Raw genomic sequence first — 25,270 nt, 5'->3', positions numbered from 1 at the left:
CGCAGAATGGTCACATTTCATGCAACCAACTGCTTTTACGCAATAATTATTTCACTGTCGCGGCTTGGCCCCAGCGGATGGGCCTAGGGATGGCGACTCGCAGGCCCAGAAGAACCAGAATCGCCGACAGCCACAGAACAGGTTCCAGGGGGAAGGTCTTCAGCGCCCAGATCCAGTGCAGGGTGACCAGGGGTGCGGCGATGTAGGCCAACTTGTGCAGCCTGCGCCAAGCCGTCCCGCCCATCCTGCGGATCGAGGCATTGTTCGAGGTAACCGCCAGGGCCAGCAGCATCAGGAAGGACACCATGCCAAAGACCAGGTAAGGCCGCTTAACCACGTCCCGCGCCATTGCGCCCCACAGCAGCGCCATGTCCATCACCGCCCAGGACAGCACATGCAGCCCCGCATAGGTGAAGCACAAAAGCCCCAGAGCGCGGCGGAAGCGGATGAAGCTGACCCCCGTGATGCGCAGCACCGGCGTCACGGCCAGGCTGGCGATCAGGAAGTACAGCGCGGTCCGCCCCAGCCTGTGTTCGATGTCGCGGATCGGGTCGATTCCCAATCCGCCATTAACCGTGTCCCAGACCAGCAGCGCCAGCGGCACCAGCCCGCCCAGCCACAGGGCCCAGACCGGGATGACCCGCAGCCATCCGTTCACGGCGGCACGCATCAATAATTCCTTGCCAGATCCATCCCGGCATAAAGCGAGGCGACTTGGTCGCCATAACCGTTGAACATCTGCGTTTCCTCGCGCCCGCCAAACAGGCCCGCGCCGATGCGGCGCTCGGTGGCCTGGCTCCAACGCGGGTGATCGACCTGCGGGTTCACGTTGGCATAGAAGCCATATTCCGAAGGCTGCATCTGTTCCCATGTGGACATGGGCTGGCGGTCGGTCAGCGTGATCTTGACGACCGACTTGATCGACTTGAAGCCGTATTTCCAAGGCACCACTAGCCGGATCGGGGCGCCGTTCTGGTTGGGCAGCACGTCGCCGTAAAGACCGACAGCCAGGATCGTCAGCGGATGCATCGCCTCGTCGATGCGCAGGCCTTCCTTGTAGGGCCAGTCGAGGATCGGGCGGGACTGGCCGCGCATTTCTTCCGGGCGATACAGCGTTTCGAAAGCCACGAACTTGGCGCCGGGCTGGACGCCCGCCTTTTCCAGCACGCCCGCCAGCGGCACGCCGATCCAGGGGATCACCATCGACCAGGCCTCGACGCAGCGCAGGCGATAGATCCGCTCCTCCAGCGCGTTGGCGGGGGCAAGGTCGTCCACACCATAGCTGCCGGGCCGATCGACCAGGCCGCCGATCTCGACCGACCAGGGATCGGTGGTCATGGCGCCCGCGTAGCGAGCGGGATCGGTCTTATCCATGCCGAATTCATAGAAGTTGTTGTAGTTGGTGATCTCTTCCAGCGTGTTCGGCTTCTGGACGGTCGAATAGGCCGACGGCTTGCCGGTCAGGGCCCAGGCGGGCGCCGCCATTGTCACCGCCCCTGCCGCGATAAAGGCGCGGCGGTTGAGGTATTGGGCTTTCGGGGTAACGTCGGACCAGCGAAGTTTCATGACTCTCTCCCACAGGATGCCGCATCAGGATACTGACGCAAAAACGCCCCGGGCAGGGCATCACGTTCACTTTACACTGACAATTCAATCAAGCCGCTGCGATTTCGCGCAGGAAGGCCGCGCCGAAGCGGTCCAGCCGCGCCTGGTCCAGGTGGCGGGCCAGCCCGGCCTCGTCGCCGGGACGGGCCTCGGCGATGCGGCGGATCTGGGCGGTGGAACATGACAGCGGCTTCTCGGTCCCGTCCGGCCCGCGCAGCAGGTCGGCCTGCACCGCGACCAGCCGGTCGAACAGCGCGCCTTCCGGGCGGCCCGCCAGCTTGCGGCGCTGCGGGTGCATGTCGGGCACCTCGCCCGCGATCACCGCCAGGAAGTCGCGGCCATAGCTTTCCAGCTTCTTGGCCCCTACCCCGCCGACCTGGGCCATCTGGTCCAGGCTCTGGGGGCGCTTCTCGGCCATCTCGATCAGAGTGCGGTCGGGGAAGATGACATAGGCGGGCACGCGCGCGGCCTCGGCCAGGGCGCGGCGCTTGGCCTTCAGCGCAGAGAGCAGCGGCTCGTCTTCCTCGCTGACCTGGGTGCGCAGCACCGTGGCGGGGCGGGACGCGGTGGTGTCGTGGCGCAGGGTCACGCTTTCCTCGCCGCGCAGAACGGGATGGGCGGCCTCGGTCAGGTGGAGCGCGCCGTGGCGTTCCGGATCGGGGCGGCACAGGTCGCGGCCCATCATCTGCCGGAAGATCGCCTGCCATTGCGCGCGGCTGTGGTCGCGGCCGACGCCGAAGGTGGGCAACTGGTCATGGCCGCGTTCGCGCACCTTTTCGGTCGTGTTGCCGGTCAGGATGTCGATAAGATGCGTCGCGCCGAACCATTCGCCGGTGCGCAGGATGGCCGAAAGCGCCTTGCGCACGGCTTGGGTCGCGTCGAACAGTTTCGGCGGCGCGATGCACAGGTCGCAGTTCCCGCAATCCTCGGCCAGATCCTCGCCGAAATAGGCCAGCAGCTTACGGCGGCGGCAGCCGGTCGCCTCGGCCAAGCCCAGAAGCGCGTTCAGCCGGGCGTGGTCGGCAGCCTTGCGGGCGGGTTCGGCCAGACCTTCGTCGATCTGGGTGCGGCGCAGGCGGATGTCGTCGGGGCCATAAAGCGTCAGCGTATCGGCGGGATCGCCGTCGCGGCCCGCCCGGCCGATTTCCTGGTAATAGCCCTCGATGGTCTTGGGCAGGTCGGCGTGCAGCACCCAGCGGATATCGGGCTTGTCGATGCCCATGCCGAAGGCGATCGTGGCGACCACGATCAACCCGTCTTCCCGCTGGAATCGCACCTCGACCGCGCGCCGCGTCTCGGCCTCGAGACCCGCGTGATAGGCCACCGCCGCATGGCCCGCCTGCGTCAGCGCCTGCGCTAGCGTTTCCGTTCGTGCCCGGCTGGCGCAATAGATGATGCCCGACTGGCCGCGCCGGACGGCCACGAAATCAAGCACCTGCTTGCGCGGGCTGTCCTTGGGCTGGAAGGCCAGGCGCAGGTTCGGCCGGTCGAAGCCGCGCAGGAAGGTGACCGGTTCCCGCCCGTCGAACAGGCGCGAGACGATCTCGGCCCGCGTCTCGACGTCCGCGGTCGCGGTGAAGGCCGCCAGCGGCACGCCCAGGGCCCGCTTCAGGTCGCCGATCCGCAGATAGTCGGGGCGGAAGTCGTGGCCCCATTGGCTGACGCAATGCGCCTCGTCCACGGCGATGGCCGTCACGCCCGCGCGCCGCAGCAGGGACAGCGTCCCGCCCGAGGCAAGCCGTTCCGGCGCCATATACAGCAGCTTCAACTCGGCCCGCGACAGGGCCTGAAAGACGGCATCCGTTTCCTCGTCCGTGTTACCGCTGGTCAGGGCGCCCGCCGCCACGCCCGCCTCGCGCAGGGCGCGGACCTGGTCGCGCATCAGGGCGATCAGCGGCGAGATGACAACCGTCACGCCGTCGCGCATCAGCGCGGGCAGTTGAAAGCACAGCGACTTGCCACCGCCCGTGGGCATGATCGCCAGCACGTCGCGGCCCTGGGCCACCGCCTCGACGATCTCTTGCTGGCCGGGGCGGAAACCGTCGAAGCCCCAGACCTGTCGCAGCAGGTCGCCGGATGGGTCCTGGGGCAGCATCACACCCCGTAGAAGAAGCCCGCGTTGTTCGCCAGGGCGCGCTGCAGGATGATGATGATGATGAACAGGACCAGTGGCGCCAGATCCAGGCCGCCGGTATTCGGCAGCACGCCCCGGATCGGGCGGTAGATGGGTTCCAGCAGGCGGTTCAACCCGTCCCACAGTTGCGCGACCAGCGGCTGGCGCAGGTTCAGGACCTGGAAATTGATCAGCCAGGACATGATGATATGGACGATCATCACGAACCACACCACCTGCAGGATCAGTTGCAAGGCCTCGTAAAGCGTTCCCATCATGCCCCCGTTTTTCGCGTTCGGGCTTGTTATGGGGATGCGCGCCGGGCTTCGCAAGCAAGTTGCCGCAGCGTCCCCCGTTGACGATCACGTGGGCCGGGGCGACGACCTTGGACCAGGCAACCGAAGGACCCGCGATGTATCCCCTGTTCCGCTTCGCCAAGGAGATGGTCAAGTTCCGCAATGCCCCGCGGCTCGGGGTGACGGGAACGCATGTCTCGACCCATGTCTGCTGGCCCTGGGATCTGGATCCCTGGATCGAGCTGAACAACGGCCGCACCCTGACCCTGTTCGACCTGGGCCGGATCCCCATGGCGCAGCGCAGCGGGCTGATCCCGGTCCTGCGCGACCGCAAATGGGGCATCACCGTCGCGGGCAGCTCGGTCCGCTATCGCCGCCGCATCCGCGCCTTTGAACGCTTCACCATGATCTCGCGCGTGGCGGGCTGGGACCACCGCTTCATCTACATGGACCAGTCGATGTGGAAGGGTGCCGATTGCTGCAACCAGGTCCTGATCCGCTCGGCCATCACCTCGGCCCAGGGGATCGTGCCACCGGCCGAGGTGATGGCCGCACTTGGCGCAGCCCCCGACAGCCCGCCCCTGCCCGACTGGATCGCCGCCTGGATCGAGGCGGACGGACAGCGGCCCTGGCCGCCCGTGCTTCCCCCTGACGCAAAAGCCCACTTGCCAGCCTGACGCCGCTTCGGCCTTATGGCCGCGAACGGCGCGCGAGGGGGGATGGACCGCAAACGGATCTGGGGTTGGTGGTTCTTCGACTGGGCCAGCCAGCCTTTTCATACGCTTCTGCTGACCTTCGTCTTCTCGGTCTATTTCGCCGAGGTCGCGCAGCGCCATTTCCTGACCATCGGCGGCGACCTGCGCCTGGCGGGGGCGCAGGCGCAGGCCCTGTGGGGATACGGACTGTCGGTCAGCGGCATCATCATCGCCCTGTGCGCGCCGATCCTGGGGGCGATTGCCGATACCTCGGGGCGGCGGATGCCCTGGATCCGGTTCTTCTCGATCCTTTATGTGGTGGGTTCTGCCGGGCTGTGGTTCCTGATGCCGCAGCAGCCGGCCCTGGTGCAGGCGGTGGTCCTGTTCGGCATCGGCCTGATCGGGGTCGAGTTCGCGACGATCTTCACCAATGCCCTGCTGCCGGGCCTTGCCCCGAGGAACGAGATCGGGCGGCTGTCGGGATCCGGCTATGCCTTCGGCTATCTGGGCGGGGTCGTGTCGCTGGCCGTGATGCTGGCGCTGTTCCAGGAAACGCCGTCGGGCAAGACGCTGCTGGGGCTGGATCCGCTGTTCGGGCTGGATCCCGCCGCGCGGGAAGGCACCCGCTTCGTCGGTCCCTTCGTGGCGATCTGGTACGCCCTTTTCATGATCCCCTTCTTCCTGTGGGTACGCGAACCCCGCGGCCCGGGCCAGCCGATCCGCATCGGCCCGGCCATGCGCGACCTGTGGGCGCTGATCCGCAGCCTGCGGCACCGCCACAGCCTGGCGGCCTGGCTGGCATCATCCATGCTGTCGCGCGACGCGCTGAACGCGCTTTACGGCTTTGGGGGGGTCTATGCGGCAACCGTGCTGGGCTGGCCGGTCTTCCAGGCGGGCGTCTTCGGCGTGGTCAGCGCAATAGCCGCGGCCCTCGTCAGTTGGGCGGGCGGGCGCGCGGACCGTGCCTGGGGCCCGAAGCCTGTCATCATCGGCACGATCCTGATCCTGACCGGCGTCTGCGTCGTCGTCGTCGGCATGGACCGGGAAACGCTGTTCGGCATGGCGGTGCCCGACAACCCGGTCTTCGGCCGCCTTTATGTTCCGGATCTGGTCTTCTTCCTGTGTGGCGCGCTGATCGGCGGGGCGGGCGGCGCGATGCAGGCCGCCAGCCGCACGATGATGGTCCGCCACACGACCGAGGCCCGCGCAACCGAGGGTTTCGGCCTTTACGCCCTGTCGGGCAAGGCCACCGCATTCCTGGCGCCGCTGCTGATCGCGGTGGTCACCGACATAAGCGGGAACCAGCGGTTGGGCATCTCTCCGCTGATCGTGCTGTTTATCCTGTCGGTTGTTCTGCTAGTCTGGGTCAAACCCGAAGGAGAGGTAGAGCAGTGATCCGCAAGTTCCTGACCGCCGCCGCCATCGTGGCTGGCCTTGTCATGCCCGCATCCGCCGACCCGCTGGCCAAGGATGTCTTCGGCAGCTTCCAAAGCGCATCGCAGGGGCCGGCCGTGTCGATCGGCTTCTATTCCAAGGGTTGCGGCCAGGGCTTCGTGCAGCTTCCCGAAAGCGGGCCAAGCTGGCAGGCCATGCGCCTGTCCCGCAACCGCAACTGGGGCCATCCCGAATTGGTCAATTTCCTGGTCGGTCTGTCGCAGGCTGCCCAGCAGGCGGGATGGCGGGGCCTTTACATCGGCGACATGAGCCAGCCGCGCGGCGGGCCGATGACCTCGGGGCATGCCAGCCATCAGTTGGGGCTGGACGCCGACATCTGGATGCTGCCACCCTCGTCCCTGAACCTGTCGCCCGCGCAGCGCGAAAGCATCTCGTCCGAGTCCATCACCGACCGGCGGGGCGTGGGCCTGACGAATGTCTGGAACGGCGGGCATATGTCGATCATGCGGGCCGCCGCCCGCGATCCGCGCGTGGAACGCATTTTCGTCGATCCGGTCGCCAAGGTCGCCATGTGCCAGATGGAGCGCGGCGACCGATCCTGGCTGCGCAAGGTGCGGCCGATCAATGCCCATAACTATCACTTCCATGTCCGGCTGTCCTGCCCGCGCGGGTCGATCTGCGATCGCCAGGATCCGCCGCCCCCGGGCGACGGCTGCGCCGAGGCCGCCGAGTGGATCAAGAACCGCATCGACCCAAGCCGCGTCAAACCCACGCCGCCGGACCCGAATTATCGCCATCCCCGGACGTTCCGTCTTTCCGAATTGCCCAGCCAATGCCGCACCGTCGCCGGCGCGCCCTAGGGGCGTTCCTGTCGCTGTTCCTGATCGCGGCCGGCGCCCCTGCGCCGGCCGCGTCGCTGGAATATGTGGGCACCTTTGTCTGGTCGGGCGATGACGACAGCTTCGGCGGCTTCTCGGGGATCGAACTCAGCGAAGACGGCAGCCGCTTCCATGCCCTGACCGACCGGGCCCATCTGTACTGGGGCAGCATCGAGCGGGATTCGCAGGGCGTCATCCGCGCGATGAACACGGCCGGACGCGCCCACCTGAAGGACAGCAAGGGCCGCCCCCTGCCGCCCGGCTATACCGGCGACAGCGAAGGGCTGGCCATCGGCCAAGACGGCCGCATCTGGGTCAGCTTCGAGGGCCTGGACCGGGTGGCCCTTTATGCCGATCCGGACGCACGGGCCAGGCCCATGAAACCGCCGCCCAAGCTGCCGGGGATGCGCCTCAATACCGGGCTCGAGGCGGTGGCGATCCGCGACGGCACGCTTTATGCCGTTCCCGAACGGTCGGGATCCGAGGCCGAGCCCTTCCCGATCCTGACCTTCCGCGACAACCGCTGGGGCCGGGCTGGAGAGATCCGCCGAGACCCGCGCTGGCTGGCCGTGGGCGCCGATTTCGGCCCTGACGGCTGGTTCTACCTGCTTGAACGCGACTTCCAGGGCATCCTGGGCTTCGCCTCGCGCGTCCGGCGGATGCAACTGACCGAAAACGGCCCGGCGAACGAGGAAATCCTGCTGACCACCCGGCCGCTGCAATACGACAACCTTGAAGGGATCGCGGTCTGGCACGACGGGCAGGGGATCAGGCTGACGATGATCTCGGACGACAACTTCCTGTTCGTGCAGCGCACCGAACTGGTCGAATACCGGCTGCGCGACTGAGGGTGTCTTGCGTCCCGCGATAGCAGGGGCGCTTCGCCCCCCTGCCCCCCGAGGATGTTTGCCCACAGAAGATGGGGCCGCCGCGATTGACAAGGCACCCGGCCTGCGCCTAAGGCCGCGCTGTCCCGCATCCGCGGGGCCGAGTTGTTCCGCGACCTTGTAAAACGGAAACCATCAATGACCCGCTATCTGCCCGGCATCCTTGCCATGGCCATCATCGTCGTGGCCTCGAACATCCTTGTACAATTCACGGTCGGCAACTGGCTGACCTGGGGCGCCTTCACCTATCCCTTCGCCTTTCTGGTCACCGAGGTGATGAACCGCGTCTATGGTCCCGCCGCAGCCCGCCGCGTCGTGCTGGTGGGGTTTGTCGTGGGCGTGATCTGTTCGGTCATCGCCGCGGGCCTGGACAAGACGACCATCCGAATCGCCATCGGCTCGGGCGCGGCCTTCCTGATCGCGCAACTGGTCGACATCCTCGTCTTCAATGCCCTGCGGCAGCGCCGCTGGTGGGTGGCGCCGCTGACCTCGTCCTCGGTCGGATCGGTGCTGGATACGGCGATCTTCTTCACCATCGCCTTTACCGCGGCCCTGCCCCATGACGCCAATACGGGCTGGGCGAACGAGGCCGTTCCGCTGCTTGGTCAAGGACCGGTCACTGCGCTGTGGGTTTCCTTGGCAACTGCCGATTGGATGGTCAAGATGAGTCTGGCCATACTGACCCTTGTGCCCTTCCGCCTCATCGTGCGCAATTTGTTGCGGGCCGAGCGAACAATCTGATTGACACGGGTCCGATCTGTGGCAGGCTTTCCCTATAACGGCAACACATTGAAAGGAGGTGGTCCAGTGTCGAGAGTGATATTGGAGAGAGGTGTCGGAACAGTCAGGGGGGCCGTGGCCTGAGGGCAGCCCCGAGGGTCGTAAACCCTGGTTGGGACCGGATGCTTACCCATCCCTAACCGGACCATCTCCGTGGATCTCGCGGGCCGCCTTGATCTAGGGCGGCCCGTTCCTTTTGGGCCTTTGTCGGCCTTTTTGCGGGGGCCGCTTGCCTTGGACGCCGCGATGGGGACTGCTTGCCCCGTTCCCGTCAAAGCCAAGGGCCCGCCATGTCTGATCCCCACGCACGCCTCGGCGCCGCCTTCAACCTGCGGGGCGCCGTCTTCATGGTGCTGTCCATGGCGGGCTTCGCGGTCGAGGATTCGCTGCTCAAGCTTGCGGCGGTCAGCCTGCCGCCGGGCCAGGTTCTGATCACCTTCGGCGTCCTGGGGACCGCGACCTTTGCCGCCCTTGCCCTGCTGGCGGGCGAAGCGCCGCTGACACGCGCCATGCTTGGACGGGCGATGGTGCTGCGGTCGCTGTCCGAGGTGACGGGCCGGCTGTTCTACATGCTGGCCATCGCCCTGACGCCACTGTCCACGGCATCCGCCATCCTGCAGGCCACGCCGCTGGTGGTGATGGTGGGTGCAGCCATGCTATTCGGCGAAAGCATCGGCCCGCGCCGCTGGCTGGCGGTGGCCCTGGGCTTCGGGGGCGTCCTGCTGATCCTGCGGCCGGGAACGGACGGTTTCGGGATGCTGTCGCTGCTGGCGATCATGGCGATGCTGGGGTTCGCGGGGCGCGACCTGGCGACCCGTGCCGCGCCCGTTTCGCTGTCCTTCCGCCAGCTGGGCGTGGTGGGCTTTTCTATGCTGATCGTGGCGGGGCTGATCGTCCTGCCCTTCGGCGGCCCCCTGACCGCGCCGGATGGCGCGACCTGGGCGGGTCTTCTGGCGGCTGCGGCGGCGGGGGTCTGTGCCTATACATTCCTGACGGTGGCGATGCGCACGGGCCAGGTCGGCGCGGTAACGCCCTTCCGCTATACCCGCCTGATCTTCGCAATGGTCGCGGGCTCCGCCATCTTTGGCGAAACGCCCGACGGCTGGACGATCATCGGCAGCGCCGTGATCATCCTGGCCGGGATCGCCGCGCTGCGCCTGTCGCGGCAAGCCGCGACGGCGCAACCGGCCTAGGATCACATCAGTTCGATGGCCAGGGCGATGCCCTGTCCGCCGCCGATGCACATGGTGATCAGCCCGCGCTTGCCGCCGATCCTTTCCAGTTCATACAGCGCCTTGACGGTAATGATCGCGCCGGTCGCCCCCACCGGATGACCAAGCGCGATGGCCCCGCCATTGGGGTTCACCCGGGCCGGGTCCAGCCCCAGCCCCTTGTTCACGGCAAGCGCCTGTGCCGCGAAGGCCTCGTTCGATTCGATCACGTCGAAATCGCCCACAGACAGGCCGGTTTTTTCCAGCAGCCTCTGGACTGCCGGGATGGGACCGATGCCCATCACCTCGGGGCGCACGCCCGCCACGGCATAGCCCAGGATCCGCGCGCGGGGCGTCAGGCCCGCAGCCTGCGCGGCATCCGCCCGCGCCAGCACAAGGGCCGCAGCACCATCATTGATGCCGCTGGCATTGCCGGCCGTCACCGAGCCGTCCTTCTTGAAGACCGCCTTCAGCCCCGCCAGCTTGTCGAGGCCGGTTTCCTTGGGATGTTCATCCGTGTCAAAGGTGATCGGACCCTTGCGACCCTTCACCTCGACCGGCACGATTTGGTTCTTGAAATGCCCTGCCGCGATCGCAGCCGCCGCGCGGCGCTGCGATTCCATCGCAAATTCGTCCTGCGCCTGCCGGCTGATCTCATGTTCGACGGCCACGTTTTCGGCCGTGACGCCCATGTGGCCGGTGCCCATCGGGCAGGTCAGCGCGCCGGACATCATGTCCATCATCTTCTGGTCGCCCATCTTGGCCCCGAACCGGGCCGAGCTGATCGCATAAGGCGCGCGGCTCATGCTTTCGGCGCCGCCCGCGACGGCGAAGTCGGCGTCGCCCAGCATCAGCGCCTGGGCTGCCGAGACAATGGCCTGCGCGCCCGAGCCGCAAAGCCGGTTCACGTTCATCGCGGGCGTGGTGTCGGGGACGCCCGCATTCAGCATCGCCACGCGCGACAGATACATGTCGCGGGGTTCGGTGTTCAGGACATGGCCGAAGACCACCTGCCCGATCCGGTCAGGGGCCACCCCAGCACGCTCGATCGCGGCGCGGGTCACGGTCGTGGCCAGGTCGATGGGCGGAATGGCGGCCAGGCTGCCGCCGAAGGTGCCGATGGCGGTGCGCGCGCCGGACAGGATGACGATATCGGTGGACATGTTGAACCCCTTCCCCTTGGTGTCGCGGCAAGCATAGGCCGCGCCCGTCCCGCCCGCCAAGCGCGTCGTGGCGTCGTTTGCACCGGCCCGCGACCTGCGGCTAACGTTGCCGCAAGAACAGGAACCGAATCGCGATGGACAGGGACGGCCCCCGCATCAAGCTGCGGCTGGAATACGACGCCCCGCTGGTGCTGGGGCCGGGCAAGGCGCAGCTTCTGCGGCTGATCGGCCAGCTGGGGTCCATCTCGGCCGCAGGGCGGCAGATGGGGATGAGCTACAAGCGGGCTTGGTCCCTGGTCGAGGAGATGAACGCGGCCTTTGCCCAGCCCCTGGTGGACAGCAGCCGGGGCGGTGCGGGCGGAGGCGGGGCGACGGTCACCCCCACCGGCCAGGCGGTGTTGCATCACTACGAAGCGCTGGAACGGCTTTTGCGTGAAAAGGGGGCGGCTGATCTGGCCGTCATCGGCGCGTTGATGAAAGGGGAGGATATATGACGATACTGGCGATGGATCAGGGGACCACCTCGTCCCGGGCGCTTGTCTTTCGTGACGACCTGACGGTGCAGGCCTCGGCCCAGCACGAGTTTCCGCAGCATTTCCCCCGGTCAGGCTGGGTGGAACACGATCCGAACGACATCTGGACCAGCAGCGCCGGAACCGCCCGCGCCGCCATCGAAAAGGCCGGCGCCCCCCGCATCGACGCCATCGGCATCACCAATCAGCGCGAAACGGTGGTGATCTGGGACCGAAAGACCGGCCAACCCATCCACCGCGCCATCGTCTGGCAGGACCGCCGCACTGCCGACATCTGCGACCGCCTGCGCGATGAGGGTGCCGAGGATCAGGTGACCAACACCACCGGCCTGCTGCTGGATCCTTATTTCAGCGCCACCAAGATCGGCTGGCTGCTGGACAATGTCGAAGGCGCGCGGGACCGGGCGCGGGCGGGCGACCTGGCCTTCGGCACGATCGACAGCTTCCTGATCTGGAAGCTGACGGGCGGCCAGTCCCATGTCACCGACGCCACCAATGCCAGCCGCACCGCCCTGTACGACATCCGCAAGGGCGAATGGTCCGACGACATGTGCCGCCTGTTCGGCGTGCCGCGCGAATTGCTGCCCGAGGTCAGGGACAGCGCCGACGATTTCGGCACGACGCGTCCCGACCTGTTCGGGCGCGAGATCCCGATCCTGGGCGTGGCGGGCGACCAGCAGGCCGCGACCGTGGGCCAGGCCTGCTTCGGGCCGGGCATGATGAAATCGACCTATGGCACCGGCTGCTTTGCCCTGCTGAACACGGGCGACCAGGCCGTCCGGTCGCAGAACCGGCTGCTGACGACCATCGCCTACAGGTTGGACGGCAAGACAACCTATGCCCTGGAAGGCAGCATCTTCATCGCGGGCGCGGTGGTCCAATGGCTGCGCGACGGGCTGAAGATCATCCGCGAGGCCAAGGAGACCCAAGCCCTGTCGGCGCAGGCCGATGACAGCCAGCAGATCATCATGGTCCCCGCCTTTACCGGCCTTGGCGCACCCCATTGGTCCCCCAATGCCCGCGGCGCGGTCTTCGGCCTGACCCGCAACACCGGGCCCGCCGAATTCGCCCGCGCGGCCCTGGAAAGCGTGGGTTTCCAGACCCGCGACCTGCTAGAGGCGATGCGGGCCGACTGGCCGCAGGCGGGCGATGCGGTGCTGCGCGTCGATGGCGGCATGACCGCCAGCGAACCTGCCATGCAGTTCCTGGCCGATATCCTGGGCGCACCCGTGGACCGGCCCAGGAATACCGAAACCACGGCCCAGGGCGCAGCCTGGCTGGCTGGATATCGCGCAGGCCTGTGTCCGGCGCCCGACGAATATGCCCGCGCATGGCAGCTTGACCGCCGGTTTGAACCGGGAATGTCCCAAGGCGACCGGGATCGGCGCTATTCCGCTTGGCAAAGGGCGGTGCAGGCGGTCCTGGCGGTGTGATCTTCCGGCTTTGTGATTTCACCCCTGCGTGAATTTCCGTAAGATTGCCGGAAAACGACAAGAGGGCAGGATGAGCAGGCTTCTGAAACTCGCGATTGTCGGGCTGGTCGCGTCATGCGGCGGCGGCGGCAACTATTCGGCGCCTCGTCAGCTGGACAACGCCTGCGCCATCGTGGCGGAACGACCGGCCTATTACCGCGCGATGAAGGCATCGGAACGCAGATGGGGCATCCCGATCCATGTGCAGATGGCGGCGATCCATCAGGAATCGAAGTTCATCGGCGACGCGCGCACCCCGCACCAATATGCCCTTGGCGTGATTCCCATCGGCCGCCAGTCAAGTGCCTATGGCTATTCCCAGGCGCTTGACGGCACTTGGGAGGAATACCAGAAGGAAACCGGCAACCGCCGCGCCAAGCGCGACAATATCCGCCATGCGACCGATTTCATGGGCTGGTACATGCATAATTCCTCGCGCAGGCTGGGCATCTCGAAAGGGGACGCGACGGGGCAATACCTGGCCTATCACGAAGGCCGTTCGGGGTTCGCGCGCCAATCCTATCTGGGCAAGCCCTGGCTCGTGCGGGTCGCGAACCAGGTCGGCCAGCGGGCGCAGATGTATCGCGCGCAACTGGTATCCTGCCGCAAGGCCTGAGGCCGCTTGCCCTTTCCCGCCCGGCCGGATGATATGGCCGGGCAGTGGAAGGAACAGCGATGAACGATGACCGCACCAGGCGCGAGGCCTGCGACCAGCCGGAATTTGCGATCCATATCGGCGCGCGCCTTGTCAGCGCCACGCCGGAACGGGTCGAGTTCGAGATGCCGGTGAGCCAGGTCCTGGCCAATCGCAACGGCGTCCTGCATGGCGGCGCGATCATGGGTCTTGCGGATAACGCGGGCGGCACCGGCACCTTCCTGAACCTGCCCCAGGGCAAGACGACGACGACCCTGGAAAGCAAGACCAACTTCCTGCGCCCGATCCGGCTGGGCGACGTGGCCCGCGCCGTCAGCCTGCCCCTGCATATCGGGCGCACGACGCAGATCTGGCAGACGACCATCACCCGCGGCGACGGCAAAACCGCGGCAATCGTCACCCAGACGCAGATGGTGATCGACTGGAAGGACTGAGGCCGTCAGATCCAATAGGTGTCGCGAAACACATGGGCCACGATCCGGTCGCGGGTCAGGCCCATCAGCGCAAGATCGCCGTCGGACTTCGCTTCAAGCGCCTGGATCTGCGCGGCCCGTGCCTTTCCTTCCAGATAGGCGTTCGTCCCCTGGCCGAAGCGGTTGAAGAAGGCATCGATACGGCTTCGCGTCTCGGGCGCGAAATGCGTGATCGTATAGGACATCGGAAACCCTTTCCCTGCGGTTGGCGGGTTCCTCCCATGCCTCCAGGTTAACCCCTGGGGCCTTGTTCTGGCAAGCCAGTGCGGTTCAGCCCGCTGCCATCGACGCCAGTCTTGCTGCCGCTGCCCGCCCGGCGTGCAGCCCGCTGCCCAGGCAGGCCGTCAGAAGATAGCCGCCGGTCGGCGCTTCCCAGTCCAGCATCTCGCCGGCGACGAAGACGTCGGGCAGGGCCCGCAGTTCCTGCGCCTTTGTCACCGAATCCCAGGTCACGCCCCCGGCCGAGGAAATCGCCGTCTCTATCGCCATCGGCCCCTCGTGGCGCAGCGGCAGCCCCTTCGTCAGGTCGGCCCATCCCGCCGGATCGCCGGGCAAGGGCCGCCCCCATTCCAGCAGCAGCGCCACCTTGACCGGATCCTCCAGCACCCGGCGCAGCCAATTGCCCAGGGACAGCTTCCCCTTGGGCCGCGAAAATCGCGCTGCAAGGGCCGCGCGGTCCAGATCGGGCGCCAGGTCCACCTGGCCCGCCGCCCCGTCGCGCAGCGCGGCCGAGATCTCGTAAACCCCGCCGCCCTCGATCCCCTGCCGACCGATGACCCACTCCCCCCGAGAGGAAAGATCGCCGGCGCGCAATGCGGTTCCCTTGACCGCCGTTCCGAAATGACGCGCCATGGGCGCCGCCCAGGACACGCGAAAACCGACATTGGCAGGCCGGAACGGCGCGACCCCGACCCCCGCGTCCTTCAGCCAGGGCACCCATGTCGCGTCCGATCCCAGTCGCGGCCAGCTTGCCCCGCCAAGCGCAAGCACGACCACGCGCGGCCGGATCTCGCGCGGCCCGTCGGGCGTCTCGAACCGCCAGCCGCCGCCGATCCACCGCCACCGGGTCCGCAACTCGACCCCGCCGTCGCGCAACCGCCCAAGCCAGGCGCGCAAAAGCGGAGAGGCCTTCATGCCGACCGGAAACACCCGCCCGGTCGATCCGGTGAACAATTCGATCCCCAGCCCCCGAACCCAGGCCATCACCTCGGCAGGACCAAACTGGCTTTCTTCTTCATCGAAATATCCTTCGGGGTGCGGGGGCAGACGGCCCCCGCTGCCAAGGATGAACCTTTGCGCGAACGCGTGAAAAGGCTCGTCCTTCGTCAGGTTCAGCCCCGACTTCCCGGCCATCAGGAACTTGCGCGCGGGCGTGGGCATCGCCTCGACGACCAAGACCCTCCGCCCGGATTGCGACAGGATCTCGGCCGCCATAAGGCCTGCCGGACCCGCGCCGATCACAAGGGCCTCGACGGCCTCGCTCACCGCCGTCCCCGTGTCATCGCCAGGCGGATCAGCGCGCGCTCGACCAGCGCCATCTGCGGTGCGCGGGTGCTGCTGCGCAACAGAAGGTCGCAATCCAGCAGGGACCGCACCGCCTCTTCCAGTGGACCCATGCCCCAGGCCTGCACCTGCCGCGCCATGCGGTCGCGGCGCGGGCCGAAGACCGGCGGGCGCATCCTAGACAGGGCGACGGCCGGCCCGGCGGGATCGGCGGCGGCCAGGTGCAGCGCACGGAAATGGCGCAGCGCGGCGATGCACAGCGTGACGGGATTCACGCCCTGCCCCTCGATCCGGCGCATCATCGTGCCGAACTCGGCTTCGCGGCGTTCAGCGACGACATGGATCAACTCGTCCAGATCCGCCTCGATGGTGGCGGGGGCCATCAGCGCGATTTCCTCGGCCGTCAGCGGCTGGTCGTCGCCATGCTTGTAAAGCCCGATCTTTTCGATCGTCTGGCGCAGGTCGCCCGGATCCAGGGCGCGGGCCAGGACCATCATCTCGCGCATCGCGGGCGGCGGGACCTGGCGCAGCCCGGCATCCGCCAGCCAGCGCGCCACCTCCTCCTCGCCCGGCGGATCGTCATAGATGGGCGCGGTCACCGCGGTCGGATGCGGCTCGAACAGCTTGCGCAGGGCCGAGGTCTTGCCCAGCCCCCCGGCGGTCACGACCAATGCCGCATCGCCCGGCTTCCATTCGGCCAGGGCCGCGCGAATCGCATCTGCCGCGGTGTCGGGCGCGTCCTCGACCAGCACGACCCTCTGGCCCGGAAAGAAGCCCACCTCCTTCAGCGCGTCCAGCAGTTGCGCCGGATCCTTGCGCAGGGCCGCGCCGGGCATCCGGGTCAGGCGCATCTCCTCGTCGGCCTTTTCGCCGACCAGGGCCTTGACGGCCTCGGCCCGTTTCATGGCGACGCGCATGGCGTCCTGGCCATAGATCAGCAGCGCCGGGCGCGAAGGGTCGGGCCGCGCCAGATAGCGCGCGATTTCCGCGCCCTTCAGGATCATCGCCAGGTCATTCCGGCAGTTGGCTTGACGCTGCCAGCAGCCGCGTCACGACCTGATCGGCCAGCATCTCGGCCAGGCGCGACCGGGCATCCCCTTCGGCGGACAGAGTGGCGATGGTCGTGCCGGTGGTGGAATATGAGGTGAAGTTGCTGACCCGCCCTTGCGCCAGCACCCGGCCCGCGCGGTCCTTCAGCACGAAATCAGCGGTGCCGTTGAGGGAATAGCGGTTCGTGACCTCGTCCGTGGTGATGGCCTGCGGCACGACGCCCACGGTAATGCGGTAATCCAGGTCGTAATCCGTCCCCTCGCCGCCCAGGCGTTCGCCCAGTCGGCGGTTGAAGGCGAAATCCTGATAGGTCTGTGGATCGCGCGGGCGCACCTTGCCGAACAGGCGCTGGCCGGCACCGTTCGGGCCATAGACAGGCGTCAGCCCGCAGCCCGCCAGTGCCAGCAGCCCCAGAAGGGCGGTCCGGCGATCAGGCGACCACATTGACGATCCGCCCCGGCACGACGATCAGCTTCTTGGGCGCCGCGCCTTCCAGAAAGCGCCGCACGGTTTCGTCGGCCAGCACCATCGCCTCGATCTGGTCCTTGGGCATGTCCTTGGCGACCGAAATCTCGGCCCGGCGCTTGCCGTTGATCTGGATCGGCAGGGTGACGGTGTCATCCTCCAGCATCGCCGGATCGGCCTTGGGCCAGGGCGCATCGACCAGAAGGCCCTGCCCGCCCGCCATGGACCAGACATCCTCGGCCAGGTGCGGCACCATCGGCCCCATCAGTTGCGCCATGATCCGCAGCACCGCCCTGCGCGATTCGCCCCCGGCCTTCGACTTGCCCACGGCATTCGCCAGTTCATAGATCTTGGCAACCGCCTTGTTGAAGGCGAAGCCCTCGATGGCCTTGGTCACGTCGTTGATCGCGCGATGCGCCGCGCGGGTCAGGTCGGGATCCTCGGCGTCCTCGCCCGCCTCGTCGGCCAGGCGCCAGACGCGGCCCAGGAACTTGTTGGCGGCCTCGGCCCCGGCCGAGGTCCATTCCACGTCGCGTTCGGGCGGGCTGTCGGACAGCATGAACCAACGGGCAGTATCGGCGCCGAAAGACTGCACGATGTTGACCGGATCGACGACGTTCTTTTTGGATTTGGACATCTTGGCCGAGGGGATGACCTCGACCTCGGTCCCATCGGCAAGCTTGCCGTCGGTCACGTCCTCGGGCAGGTGATAGACCGGACGGCCCCTCTCGTCGCTGGTCTTGTAGATCTCGTGCGTGACCATGCCTTGCGTGAACAGCGCGTCGAACGGCTCCTTCGCGCTTTCGGGCAGATGCCCCGTCTTGACCATCGCCCGGGCGAAGAAGCGCGAATAAAGCAGGTGCAGGATCGCGTGCTCGATCCCGCCGATATACTGGTCCACGTTCATCCAGTAATCGGCATCGGCCCGATCCGTCGGCGTCGCCGCATGGGGGCTGGTGAAGCGCGCGTAATACCAGGACGAATCGACGAAGGTGTCCATCGTGTCCGTCTCGCGCCGCGCCGCGCCTCCGCATTGGGGGCAGGTCGCCTGCCGCCAGGTCGGGTGGCGGTCCAGCGGGTTGCCCGGCACGTCGAAGGTCACGTCCTGGGGCAGCAGAACGGGCAGGTTCTGCTTCGCCTCTGGGACCGTGCCGCATTTCTCGCAATGGAGGACCGGGATCGGGCAGCCCCAATAGCGTTGGCGCGAGATGCCCCAGTCGCGCAGGCGGAACTTGGTCACGCCCTCGCCATAGCCGTTTGCCTCGGCATGGGCGATGGCGGCGTCCACTGCAGCCTCTCCGGTCTGGTCCGCCGCGCCGCTGAAGCCGCGGACATAGGTGACGGTTTCGGATTTCAGCGGCACATAGGGCGCCTTGGCGACCATGGCATCGGCCTGGTCCAGCGACATGCCGCGCTCGCCAAAGGTCGCGCGGATCGGCAGCCCGTATTTCGTGGCGAATTCATGGTCGCGTTCGTCATGCGCGGGCGACCCGAAGATCGCGCCGGTGCCATAGTCCATCAGCACGAAGTTCGCGATCCAGATCGGCAGCTGCCAGTCCGCGTCCAACGGGTGCCGCACGGTCAGGCCGGTATCAAGCCCCAGCTTTGGCGCGGTCTCGATGGCTTCCTCGGTCGTGCCGATGCGGCGGCATTCCTCGACAAAGGCGGCAACCTTTGGGTCGGCGGCGGCCAGATCCTTGACCAGCGGGTGATCGGGCGACAAGGCCACGAAGCTTGCCCCCATGAGGGTGTCGGGCCGGGTCGTATAGACCTCGACCGCGGGGAAATCCTCGGGGGCGTCCACGGTTTCGAACCGGAACTGCAGCCCGCGCGACTTGCCGATCCAGTTCGACTGCATCAGCCGGACCTTTTCTGGCCAGCCGGTCAACCCGTCCAATGCGGCCAGCAGCTCATCGGAATAGTCCGAGATCTTGAAGAACCATTGCGTCAGCTCGCGCCGTTCCACCGCGGCGCCCGACCGCCAGCCTTTGCCGTCGATGACCTGTTCATTGGCCAGCACGGTCATGTCGACCGGATCCCAGTTCACCTGGGCCGACTTCCGGGTGATGAGGCCCGCTTCCAGCATGTCCAGGAACATCGCCTGCTGCTGGTGGACGTAAGCGTCGTCGCAGGTCGCGAATTCGCGGGACCAGTCGATGGACAGGCCCAGCGGGCGCAACTGGTCGCGCATGGTGGCAATATTGGCATAGGTCCAGTCGCGCGGATGGCCTCCCTGTTCCATCGCGGCGTTCTCGGCCGGCATCCCGAAGGCGTCCCAGCCCATCGGGTGCAGGACGCTGAACCCCTGCGCGCGCTTGAAGCGAGCCACCACGTCGCCCATCGTGTAGTTGCGCACATGGCCCATGTGGATGCGCCCGGACGGATAGGGGAACATCTCCAGCACGTAATATTTGGGCCGGCTGTCGCGCGTGGCGACGAAGCTGCCGGCATCGGCCCAGGCCTGCTGCCACCGGGATTCAGTGCTGGAGGGATCATAGGGCATCGTGCGGACCTTTGGCGTCATTCGTCGCGCCGGGTTTATACGGCGCGACTTGGCGGGTCCAGTGGGCGCTGCCTGCCCCTACAGCCGCCCATCCTGGATGCGCAACTGGCGGGCGCGGGTCAGGATCGCATCTTCCACCGCGCGAACGGTGCCGGGTTCCACCGCAGCGCCGCCCGGACCCTGCAGCGACAGCTTGAGGCTGCGCGCGTCAAGCGCCGGATCGGCGATCTTGATCGTGGCCCGATAGGACCGGCCGCCCCCCGGAGGGGTGCCGTAGCCCGTCTGGATCACCCCCGTGAACGGATCGACAGTCTGGACCGGCAGGAAGTTCAGCACTTCCAGGCTGGCATTCCACAGATACTTGTTCACGCCAACCGCGGTGTTGGGGTTCTCGGACCGGTCGAACACCTCCCAGATGGTGGTGCGGCGAACCTCGGGGCGCATGTCGGGGCTGTCGGTCGGCCCGGCGTTCCGCCCCCCGCCGCCGCAGGCAGCCAGTCCGGCGCAAAGCCCTGCTGCGATCATCAGGCGCGCGGCGCGTGCGATTTTCATGCGGTCCCCCGTTTTTCGCGTCAGGCCACGCTTTAGCGCGGAAAGCCCCTGCCCGACAAGCGCCTTGGACCGCGCACCGGCCCGGGCTGCGGGAGTGGATCACAGAAAGGTGTGGCCCTTGTGCATCACAGGATCCGCCGCGGCTTGGGCAGCCGCGCGATTCCGTTGCATCGTGGCTGCGGACAGGGGAAACAAGCTGCATACCCAAGGCGGTAATGCCGGTTTGGGCATCAGAGAGACAAGAGGGAACTTGACATGAAAAAGGCTCTTATCGCCTCCACCGCACTGGTGCTGACCGCCGGTGTCGCCGCTGCCGACGTGACCATCTCGGGCTACGGCCGGACCGGCGTGATCTATTACGAAGACGGCCTGCAGAACCAGAACTCTACCACTGGCGAAGCCGGCAGCGACTCGCAGGTGATCTCGCGCCTGCGGATGAACATCGACGCCGCGACCTCGACCGACCAGGGCGTGGACTTCGGTGCCCGCTTCCGCATCCAGTGGGACCAGAACGGCGACGACAACGGCGAGCTGAACCCCGGCAAACTGTATGTGACCTCAAGCGGCCTGACCGTCGAAGTCGGCAACGTGGACACCGCGCTTGACTCGGCCGGCCTGATCTATGGTTCGGAACTTGGCTCTTACGACCGTTCGGTCGGTGGTAACGCCCTGGGTTCGTTCTTTGCCTATGAATCCGCAGCCTACTCCGATGATGACCGTTTGGGCATCGCAGCAACCTATGCTGTCGAAAACCTGGAAGTCCGTTTCTCGTATGTTGACCCTGACCAGACCGGCCTGAGCGAAGACTTCATTCCCGATGATCCGGCTACCGACGACGATGAAGAATTCAACGCCAAGGAAGAATTCAGCTTCTCGGTAGACTACACCTGGAACGAGCGTCTGGAACTGTCGGGCGGGTTCGCGCTGAACGGCGCTGGCATTGACGATCACGACGTGTACTTCGTCGGTGCCCGTTATGCCGTCATGGAAAACGCTCGCATCGGCCTGAACTGGATCGACAACGGCGATGCAGGCAGCATCACCGGCATCAGCAGCGACCCGACCAACCCGAACATCATCGCTGACTTCGGAAACACGGTCACGCTGTATGGTGACTATACCCTGGCTGATGGCTTGACCAACATCGAAGCCTATATCGCCAACAACAGCGGCGACTGGACGCAGAAAGAAACCGACAACGCGTTCGGTATCGGCGTCAACTACGATCTGGGCGGCGCTCGTCTGGGTGCCTCGCTGCAGCGCGACTATCAAGAGCGCGTGACCGCCGACATGGGCGTGCGCTTCGACTTCTGATCCCCGGATCGGACGTCAAACTTGAGGAGCGGGCCTTGCGCCCGCTCTTTTCTTTTTGTCTTGTCGCATCATGGGACTGGATGACATCAAGCGCCGCATCAGCGCGGCCGAGGAACAGGCGGGGCGCGCGCCTGGCAGCGTCACGCTGATCGCCGTCAGCAAGGTGCAGCCGGAAGGGCGGGTGACCGCCGTGCTGGATGCCGGGCATCGCGTCTTTGGCGAGAATTACGTGCAGGAGGCGCAGGGCAAATGGCCCGGCTGGCGCGACCGCTACCCCGGCGTCGAACTGCACATGATCGGTCCGCTGCAGTCGAACAAGGCCAAGGCGGCGGTCGACTTGTTCGATGCCATCCACACGCTGGACCGCATGAGCCTGGCCCGCAAGCTGGCGCAGCAGGTCGAACTGCAGGGCCACAGCCCGGAACTGTTCATCCAGGTCAATACCGGGGACGAGCCGCAGAAGGCCGGCATCCTGGCCGACGAACTGCCGGTCTTCCTGTCGTCATGTCGCGACCTGGGCCTGTCGCCGCAGGGCCTGATGTGCATCCCGCCCGAGGACCAGGATCCCCTGCCCCATTTCCGCCTGCTGCGCGCCTTGGCGCAGGACCACGGCCTGCCGAACCTGTCCATGGGCATGAGCGCGGATTTCGAAGCCGCCATCGCCGAGGGCGCGACCCATGTCCGCGTCGGTTCCGCCATCTTCGGGGCGCGCGACTACGGCTGATTCTTCTTGCGAAACGGATCGGTCCCGCATATCTCCGGCGGCGGGACACCCTTCCCCAACGAAGGGCTTCATAGCTGGAAGGCTAGCATGAAAGATCTGACGATCCCGGCTGCGCGCCCGGTCAATCCGCGCTTTTCCTCTGGCCCCTGCGCCAAGCTCCCCCATTACAACCTGGACCTGCTGTCGGACGCGCCCCTTGGCCGCTCGCATCGTGCCGCTGTCGGCAAGGCGAAGCTGGCCGAGGCGATCGACCTGACGCGCGAAGTCCTGGGCGTTCCCGAAGGTTACCGCATCGGCATCGTCCCCGGTTCCGACACCGGCGCGGTCGAGATGGCGATGTGGTCGCTGCTGGGCGCCCGCCCGGTCGAGATGCTGGCCTGGGAAAGCTTTGGTGAAGGCTGGGTTACCGATGCGGTGAAGCAGTTGAAGCTGGACGCGACCGTCCGCAAGGCCGACTACGGCAAGATCGTCGATTTCGCGGAAGTCGATTTCGACAAGGACGTCGTCTTCACCTGGAACGGCACCACCAGCGGCGTGCGCGTGCCGAACGGCGACGCGATCCCGGCCAATCGCGCGGGCCTGACCATCTGCGACGCCACATCGGCCGCCTTCGCGATGGACCTGCCCTTTGACAAGCTGGATGTGGTAACCTTCAGCTGGCAGAAGGTGCTGGGCGGCGAGGGCGCGCACGGGATGCTGATCCTGTCGCCGCGCGCCGTCGAAAGACTGGAAAGCTATACCCCCGCCTGGCCGCTGCCCAAGATCTTCCGCATGACCAAGGGCGGCAAGCTGATCGAGGGCATCTTCAAGGGCGAGACGATCAACACCCCCTCGATGCTGGCGGTCGAGGATTACCTCGTGGCGCTGAAATGGGCACAGGGCCTGGGCGGCGTGAAGGCTTTGATCGCGCGGGCCGATGCCAACGCCAAGGCCGTGCGCGACTTCATCGCCGACAAGGACTGGATCGCCGATCTGGCCGAGGATCCGGCCACTGCGTCCAACACCAGCGTCTGCCTGCGTTTTACCGATCCGGCCATCAAGGACGGCGCGGCCTTCGCCAAGGCCGTTGCCAAGCGGCTGGAAAAGGAAGGCGTGGCCCTGGATGCCGGCGCCTATCGCGATGCCCCGGCAGGGCTGCGGATCTGGTGCGGATCCACGGTCGAGACCAGCGATGTCGCGGCGCTGATGCCCTGGATCGAATGGGCCTATCGCGCCGAACTGGCCGCGCAAGGCTAAGTGAAGCCGGAGGGACTTTGCGTCCCCCGGACCCCCTGCAGGATATTCCCACACAGAAGATGAACAGCGCCCCGGGGTGACGGGTGCCGCATGAGAAGGATGAACTGACATGCCAAAGGTTCTTGTGTCCGACAAGCTGTCGGAAACCGCCGTCCAGATCTTCCGCGACCGCGGGGTCGAGGTCGATTACCTGCCCGATCTGGGCAAGGACAAGGAAAAGCTGGCCGAGGTGATCGGTCAGTATGACGGGCTTGCGATCCGGTCGGCAACCAAGGTCACCGAAAAGCTGCTGCAGAACGCCACGAACCTCAAGGTGATCGGCCGGGCCGGGATCGGGGTGGACAACGTCGATATCCCGGCGGCGTCGAAAAAGGGCGTGATCGTGATGAACACGCCTTTCGGCAACAGCGTCACCACCGCCGAACATGCCATCGCCATGATGTTCGCCGTGGCCCGGCAACTGCCAGAGGCCAGTGCATCCACCCATGCCGGGAAATGGGAAAAGAACCGCTTCATGGGGGTCGAGCTGTTCAACAAGACCCTGGGCGTGATCGGCGCGGGCAATATCGGGTCGATCGTGATCGACCGCGCCCTGGGGCTGCACATGAAGGTGCTGGCCTATGATCCCTTCCTGTCGCCCGAGCGCGCCAAGGAGATCGGCGTCACCAAGGTCGAACTGGACGATCTGCTTGCGAAGTCGGACTTCATCACCTTCCACGTGCCCTTGACCGAGAAGACGAAGAACATCCTGTCGCGCGAGGCCATCGCCAAGCTGAAACCGGGCGTGCGCATCATCAACTGCGCCCGCGGCGGTCTGGTCGATGAGGAGGCCCTGGCCGAGGCGCTGAAGGAAGGCCGCGTCGCCGGGGCCGCCTTTGACGTCTTCGCGGTCGAACCCGCCACCGAAAGCCCGCTGTTCAACCTGCCCAACGTGGTCGTCACCCCGCATCTGGGCGCATCCACCACCGAGGCGCAGGAGAACGTGGCCCTGCAGGTGGCCGAGCAGATGTCGGATTACCTGCTGACCGGCGCGGTGCAAAACGCGCTGAACATGCCCTCGGTCACGGCCGAGGAAGCGGCCGTCATGGGGCCGTGGATCAAGCTGGCCGGCCATCTGGGCGCCTTCGTGGGCCAGATGACGGACGAGCCGATCAAGGCCATCAACGTGCTGTATGACGGCGTTGCGGCGACCATGAACCTGAACGCGCTGAACGCGGCGGTGATCGCGGGCGTGATGAAAGCCACGAACCCGGACGTGAACATGGTCTCGGCCCCGGTGATGGCCAAGGAACGCGGCGTGCAGGTGGCCACCACCACCCAGGACAAGGCGGGTGTCTTCGAGGGCTATATCAAGCTGACCGTCGTCACCGACACGCGCGAAAGGTCCATTGCGGGCACCGTCTTCAGCGACGGCAAGCCGCGCTTCATCCAGATCCGGGGCATCAACATTGATGCTGAGGTCGGGCAGCACATGCTGTACACCCGCAACAAGGACGTGCCCGGCGTAATCGGCGCCCTGGGGATGACCTTGGGCGATCTGGGCGTGAACATCGCGAACTTCACGCTTGGCCGCTCGGCCCAGGGTAACGATGCCATCGCGATCCTGTACCTGGAAGAGCCGATCAGCGACGAGGCCCTGGCCACGCTGCAGAACACCGGCAAGTTCCTGCAGGCCCGCCGCCTGCAGTTCGAGGTTTGACGATCCCGCCGTGCCCCCTTACGCAGGGGGCGCGGCCTTCCGTTGCCGCGGAATGAAGCGGGGCGGGG

The 25,270-nt window shown here is 66.5% G+C and carries 25 protein-coding genes; 14 read left to right on the top strand and 11 right to left on the bottom strand.

The genetic code is table 11. The annotated features are described in order from the left end of the window. Positions 1–46 precede the first annotated feature (46 nt). The 4 genes from FIU66_RS00845 to FIU66_RS00830 all read right to left on the bottom strand — a co-directional run bounded on the left by FIU66_RS00845 (position 47) and on the right by FIU66_RS00830 (position 3,993). Complete coding sequence (locus tag FIU66_RS00845; RefSeq protein ID WP_167620940.1) at positions 47–670, bottom strand: sulfite oxidase heme-binding subunit YedZ; 624 nt, start codon at positions 668–670, stop codon at positions 47–49. Next, positions 670–1,566 carry a protein-methionine-sulfoxide reductase catalytic subunit MsrP gene (gene msrP / locus FIU66_RS00840; RefSeq protein WP_167620939.1) on the bottom strand — a complete coding sequence of 299 codons (897 nt, stop codon included), beginning with the start codon at positions 1,564–1,566 and terminating at the stop codon, positions 670–672. Before msrP ends, FIU66_RS00845 begins: the two co-directional genes overlap by 1 nt. 88 nt (positions 1,567–1,654) lie before the next feature. Further along, positions 1,655–3,700, bottom strand: a complete 2,046-nt coding sequence (recQ, locus tag FIU66_RS00835) for a DNA helicase RecQ (protein WP_167620938.1) — start codon at positions 3,698–3,700, stop codon at positions 1,655–1,657. Then, positions 3,700–3,993 (bottom strand): YggT family protein, encoded by a 294-nt coding sequence (locus FIU66_RS00830; protein ID WP_167623339.1) that lies wholly within the window; start codon positions 3,991–3,993, stop codon positions 3,700–3,702. Before FIU66_RS00830 ends, recQ begins: the two co-directional genes overlap by 1 nt. Before the next feature lie 137 nt (positions 3,994–4,130). Between FIU66_RS00830 and FIU66_RS00825 the strand changes: the two genes are divergently transcribed. From FIU66_RS00825 to FIU66_RS00800, 6 genes are all read left to right on the top strand, one after another. Continuing rightward, on the top strand, positions 4,131–4,691 hold the full coding sequence (locus tag FIU66_RS00825; RefSeq protein ID WP_167623338.1) for an acyl-CoA thioesterase: 561 nt from the start codon (positions 4,131–4,133) through the stop codon (positions 4,689–4,691). A 42-nt stretch (positions 4,692–4,733) separates the two neighbouring features. Continuing rightward, positions 4,734–6,104 (top strand): MFS transporter, encoded by a 1,371-nt coding sequence (locus FIU66_RS00820; protein WP_167620937.1) that lies wholly within the window; start codon positions 4,734–4,736, stop codon positions 6,102–6,104. Beyond that, positions 6,101–6,964 (top strand): penicillin-insensitive murein endopeptidase, encoded by an 864-nt coding sequence (gene mepA, locus FIU66_RS00815; protein ID WP_167620936.1) that lies wholly within the window; start codon positions 6,101–6,103, stop codon positions 6,962–6,964. The genes FIU66_RS00820 and mepA overlap by 4 nt, the downstream gene beginning before the upstream one ends. Continuing rightward, entirely contained in the window at positions 6,937–7,830 is an 894-nt protein-coding gene (locus tag FIU66_RS00810; RefSeq protein ID WP_167620934.1) for an esterase-like activity of phytase family protein, read from the top strand. The genes mepA and FIU66_RS00810 overlap by 28 nt, the downstream gene beginning before the upstream one ends. Before the next feature lie 177 nt (positions 7,831–8,007). Then, the gene (locus FIU66_RS00805) at positions 8,008–8,610 is read left to right on the top strand and encodes a queuosine precursor transporter (protein WP_167620932.1); all 603 of its coding nucleotides are present in this window, start codon (positions 8,008–8,010) and stop codon (positions 8,608–8,610) included. 329 nt (positions 8,611–8,939) lie between these two features. Next, positions 8,940–9,842 carry a DMT family transporter gene (locus tag FIU66_RS00800; RefSeq protein ID WP_201281072.1) on the top strand — a complete coding sequence of 301 codons (903 nt, stop codon included), beginning with the start codon at positions 8,940–8,942 and terminating at the stop codon, positions 9,840–9,842. A 2-nt stretch (positions 9,843–9,844) separates the two neighbouring features. On the opposite strand, the gene FIU66_RS00795 is transcribed toward FIU66_RS00800, so the two are convergent. Next, positions 9,845–11,023 (bottom strand): acetyl-CoA C-acyltransferase family protein, encoded by a 1,179-nt coding sequence (locus FIU66_RS00795; RefSeq protein ID WP_167620930.1) that lies wholly within the window; start codon positions 11,021–11,023, stop codon positions 9,845–9,847. A gap of 134 nt (positions 11,024–11,157) precedes the next feature. Here FIU66_RS00795 and FIU66_RS00790 point away from each other — a divergent pair, with 134 nt between their 5' ends. The 4 genes from FIU66_RS00790 (at position 11,158) to FIU66_RS00775 (ending at position 14,117) form a co-directional block, all read left to right on the top strand. Then, positions 11,158–11,517 carry a winged helix-turn-helix domain-containing protein gene (locus FIU66_RS00790; RefSeq protein ID WP_167620928.1) on the top strand — a complete coding sequence of 120 codons (360 nt, stop codon included), beginning with the start codon at positions 11,158–11,160 and terminating at the stop codon, positions 11,515–11,517. 11 nt (positions 11,518–11,528) lie between these two features. After that, positions 11,529–12,989: a glycerol kinase GlpK gene (glpK, locus tag FIU66_RS00785; RefSeq protein WP_370528931.1), complete on the top strand. Its 1,461-nt coding sequence runs from the start codon at positions 11,529–11,531 to the stop codon at positions 12,987–12,989. 70 nt (positions 12,990–13,059) lie between these two features. Beyond that, on the top strand, positions 13,060–13,644 hold the full coding sequence (locus tag FIU66_RS00780; protein WP_167620926.1) for a lytic transglycosylase: 585 nt from the start codon (positions 13,060–13,062) through the stop codon (positions 13,642–13,644). A gap of 59 nt (positions 13,645–13,703) precedes the next feature. Continuing rightward, entirely contained in the window at positions 13,704–14,117 is a 414-nt protein-coding gene (locus FIU66_RS00775; protein ID WP_167620925.1) for a PaaI family thioesterase, read from the top strand. Positions 14,118–14,122: 5 nt separating this feature from the next. Here FIU66_RS00775 and FIU66_RS00770 read toward each other — a convergent pair whose 3' ends face one another. The 6 genes from FIU66_RS00770 to FIU66_RS00745 form a co-directional block, all read right to left on the bottom strand. After that, positions 14,123–14,341, bottom strand: a complete 219-nt coding sequence (locus FIU66_RS00770; RefSeq protein WP_167620924.1) for a hypothetical protein — start codon at positions 14,339–14,341, stop codon at positions 14,123–14,125. Positions 14,342–14,426: 85 nt separating this feature from the next. Further along, the gene (locus tag FIU66_RS00765; protein ID WP_167620923.1) at positions 14,427–15,641 is read right to left on the bottom strand and encodes a TIGR03862 family flavoprotein; all 1,215 of its coding nucleotides are present in this window, start codon (positions 15,639–15,641) and stop codon (positions 14,427–14,429) included. Continuing rightward, entirely contained in the window at positions 15,638–16,663 is a 1,026-nt protein-coding gene (gene holA / locus FIU66_RS00760) for a DNA polymerase III subunit delta (protein ID WP_167620922.1), read from the bottom strand. The genes FIU66_RS00765 and holA overlap by 4 nt, the downstream gene beginning before the upstream one ends. Before the next feature lie 7 nt (positions 16,664–16,670). Next, positions 16,671–17,153 carry an LPS assembly lipoprotein LptE gene (lptE, locus tag FIU66_RS00755; RefSeq protein ID WP_167620921.1) on the bottom strand — a complete coding sequence of 161 codons (483 nt, stop codon included), beginning with the start codon at positions 17,151–17,153 and terminating at the stop codon, positions 16,671–16,673. Beyond that, on the bottom strand, positions 17,140–19,677 hold the full coding sequence (gene leuS / locus FIU66_RS00750) for a leucine--tRNA ligase (RefSeq protein WP_167620920.1): 2,538 nt from the start codon (positions 19,675–19,677) through the stop codon (positions 17,140–17,142). The genes lptE and leuS overlap by 14 nt, the downstream gene beginning before the upstream one ends. 78 nt (positions 19,678–19,755) lie before the next feature. Continuing rightward, positions 19,756–20,229: a DUF3576 domain-containing protein gene (locus tag FIU66_RS00745; RefSeq protein ID WP_167620918.1), complete on the bottom strand. Its 474-nt coding sequence runs from the start codon at positions 20,227–20,229 to the stop codon at positions 19,756–19,758. A gap of 255 nt (positions 20,230–20,484) precedes the next feature. On the opposite strand from FIU66_RS00745, the gene FIU66_RS00740 reads away from it, so the two are divergent. The 4 genes from FIU66_RS00740 (at position 20,485) to serA (ending at position 25,202) form a co-directional block, all read left to right on the top strand. Continuing rightward, a complete protein-coding gene (locus tag FIU66_RS00740) occupies positions 20,485–21,543 on the top strand; it encodes a porin (RefSeq protein ID WP_167620916.1) in 1,059 nt (352 codons plus the stop codon). Between the two features lie 70 nt (positions 21,544–21,613). Beyond that, positions 21,614–22,267, top strand: a complete 654-nt coding sequence (locus FIU66_RS00735; RefSeq protein WP_167620914.1) for a YggS family pyridoxal phosphate-dependent enzyme — start codon at positions 21,614–21,616, stop codon at positions 22,265–22,267. Positions 22,268–22,354: 87 nt separating this feature from the next. Beyond that, positions 22,355–23,503: a phosphoserine transaminase gene (locus tag FIU66_RS00730; protein ID WP_167620912.1), complete on the top strand. Its 1,149-nt coding sequence runs from the start codon at positions 22,355–22,357 to the stop codon at positions 23,501–23,503. A 109-nt stretch (positions 23,504–23,612) separates the two neighbouring features. Further along, complete coding sequence (gene serA, locus FIU66_RS00725; RefSeq protein WP_167620910.1) at positions 23,613–25,202, top strand: phosphoglycerate dehydrogenase; 1,590 nt, start codon at positions 23,613–23,615, stop codon at positions 25,200–25,202. Positions 25,203–25,270 lie beyond the last annotated feature (68 nt).

Source organism: Paracoccus sp. AK26, from assembly GCF_011801365.1.
Lineage (GTDB): Bacteria > Pseudomonadota > Alphaproteobacteria > Rhodobacterales > Rhodobacteraceae > Paracoccus > Paracoccus aerius.
The sequence above is the reverse complement of the archived record's forward strand: the minus strand, read 5'-3'. Positions and strand labels throughout refer to the sequence as shown.

Coding starts and splice junctions, on each gene's coding strand:
- FIU66_RS00730 (WP_167620912.1), top strand. CDS start 22,355: ATGAAAGATCTGACGATCCCGGCTGCGCGCCCGGTCAATCCGCGCTTT.
- glpK (WP_370528931.1), top strand. CDS start 11,529: ATGGATCAGGGGACCACCTCGTCCCGGGCGCTTGTCTTTCGTGACGAC.
- recQ (WP_167620938.1), bottom strand. CDS start 3,700: ATGCTGCCCCAGGACCCATCCGGCGACCTGCTGCGACAGGTCTGGGGC.
- FIU66_RS00770 (WP_167620924.1), bottom strand. CDS start 14,341: ATGTCCTATACGATCACGCATTTCGCGCCCGAGACGCGAAGCCGTATC.
- FIU66_RS00780 (WP_167620926.1), top strand. CDS start 13,060: ATGAGCAGGCTTCTGAAACTCGCGATTGTCGGGCTGGTCGCGTCATGC.
- FIU66_RS00800 (WP_201281072.1), top strand. CDS start 8,940: ATGTCTGATCCCCACGCACGCCTCGGCGCCGCCTTCAACCTGCGGGGC.
- FIU66_RS00845 (WP_167620940.1), bottom strand. CDS start 670: ATGCGTGCCGCCGTGAACGGATGGCTGCGGGTCATCCCGGTCTGGGCC.
- FIU66_RS00795 (WP_167620930.1), bottom strand. CDS start 11,023: ATGTCCACCGATATCGTCATCCTGTCCGGCGCGCGCACCGCCATCGGC.
- leuS (WP_167620920.1), bottom strand. CDS start 19,677: ATGCCCTATGATCCCTCCAGCACTGAATCCCGGTGGCAGCAGGCCTGG.
- FIU66_RS00805 (WP_167620932.1), top strand. CDS start 8,008: ATGACCCGCTATCTGCCCGGCATCCTTGCCATGGCCATCATCGTCGTG.
- msrP (WP_167620939.1), bottom strand. CDS start 1,566: ATGAAACTTCGCTGGTCCGACGTTACCCCGAAAGCCCAATACCTCAAC.
- holA (WP_167620922.1), bottom strand. CDS start 16,663: ATGATCCTGAAGGGCGCGGAAATCGCGCGCTATCTGGCGCGGCCCGAC.
- FIU66_RS00820 (WP_167620937.1), top strand. CDS start 4,734: ATGGACCGCAAACGGATCTGGGGTTGGTGGTTCTTCGACTGGGCCAGC.
- FIU66_RS00735 (WP_167620914.1), top strand. CDS start 21,614: ATGGGACTGGATGACATCAAGCGCCGCATCAGCGCGGCCGAGGAACAG.
- FIU66_RS00745 (WP_167620918.1), bottom strand. CDS start 20,229: ATGAAAATCGCACGCGCCGCGCGCCTGATGATCGCAGCAGGGCTTTGC.
- lptE (WP_167620921.1), bottom strand. CDS start 17,153: ATGTGGTCGCCTGATCGCCGGACCGCCCTTCTGGGGCTGCTGGCACTG.
- FIU66_RS00810 (WP_167620934.1), top strand. CDS start 6,937: ATGCCGCACCGTCGCCGGCGCGCCCTAGGGGCGTTCCTGTCGCTGTTC.
- FIU66_RS00775 (WP_167620925.1), top strand. CDS start 13,704: ATGAACGATGACCGCACCAGGCGCGAGGCCTGCGACCAGCCGGAATTT.
- serA (WP_167620910.1), top strand. CDS start 23,613: ATGCCAAAGGTTCTTGTGTCCGACAAGCTGTCGGAAACCGCCGTCCAG.
- FIU66_RS00825 (WP_167623338.1), top strand. CDS start 4,131: ATGTATCCCCTGTTCCGCTTCGCCAAGGAGATGGTCAAGTTCCGCAAT.
- FIU66_RS00830 (WP_167623339.1), bottom strand. CDS start 3,993: ATGGGAACGCTTTACGAGGCCTTGCAACTGATCCTGCAGGTGGTGTGG.
- FIU66_RS00790 (WP_167620928.1), top strand. CDS start 11,158: ATGGACAGGGACGGCCCCCGCATCAAGCTGCGGCTGGAATACGACGCC.
- FIU66_RS00740 (WP_167620916.1), top strand. CDS start 20,485: ATGAAAAAGGCTCTTATCGCCTCCACCGCACTGGTGCTGACCGCCGGT.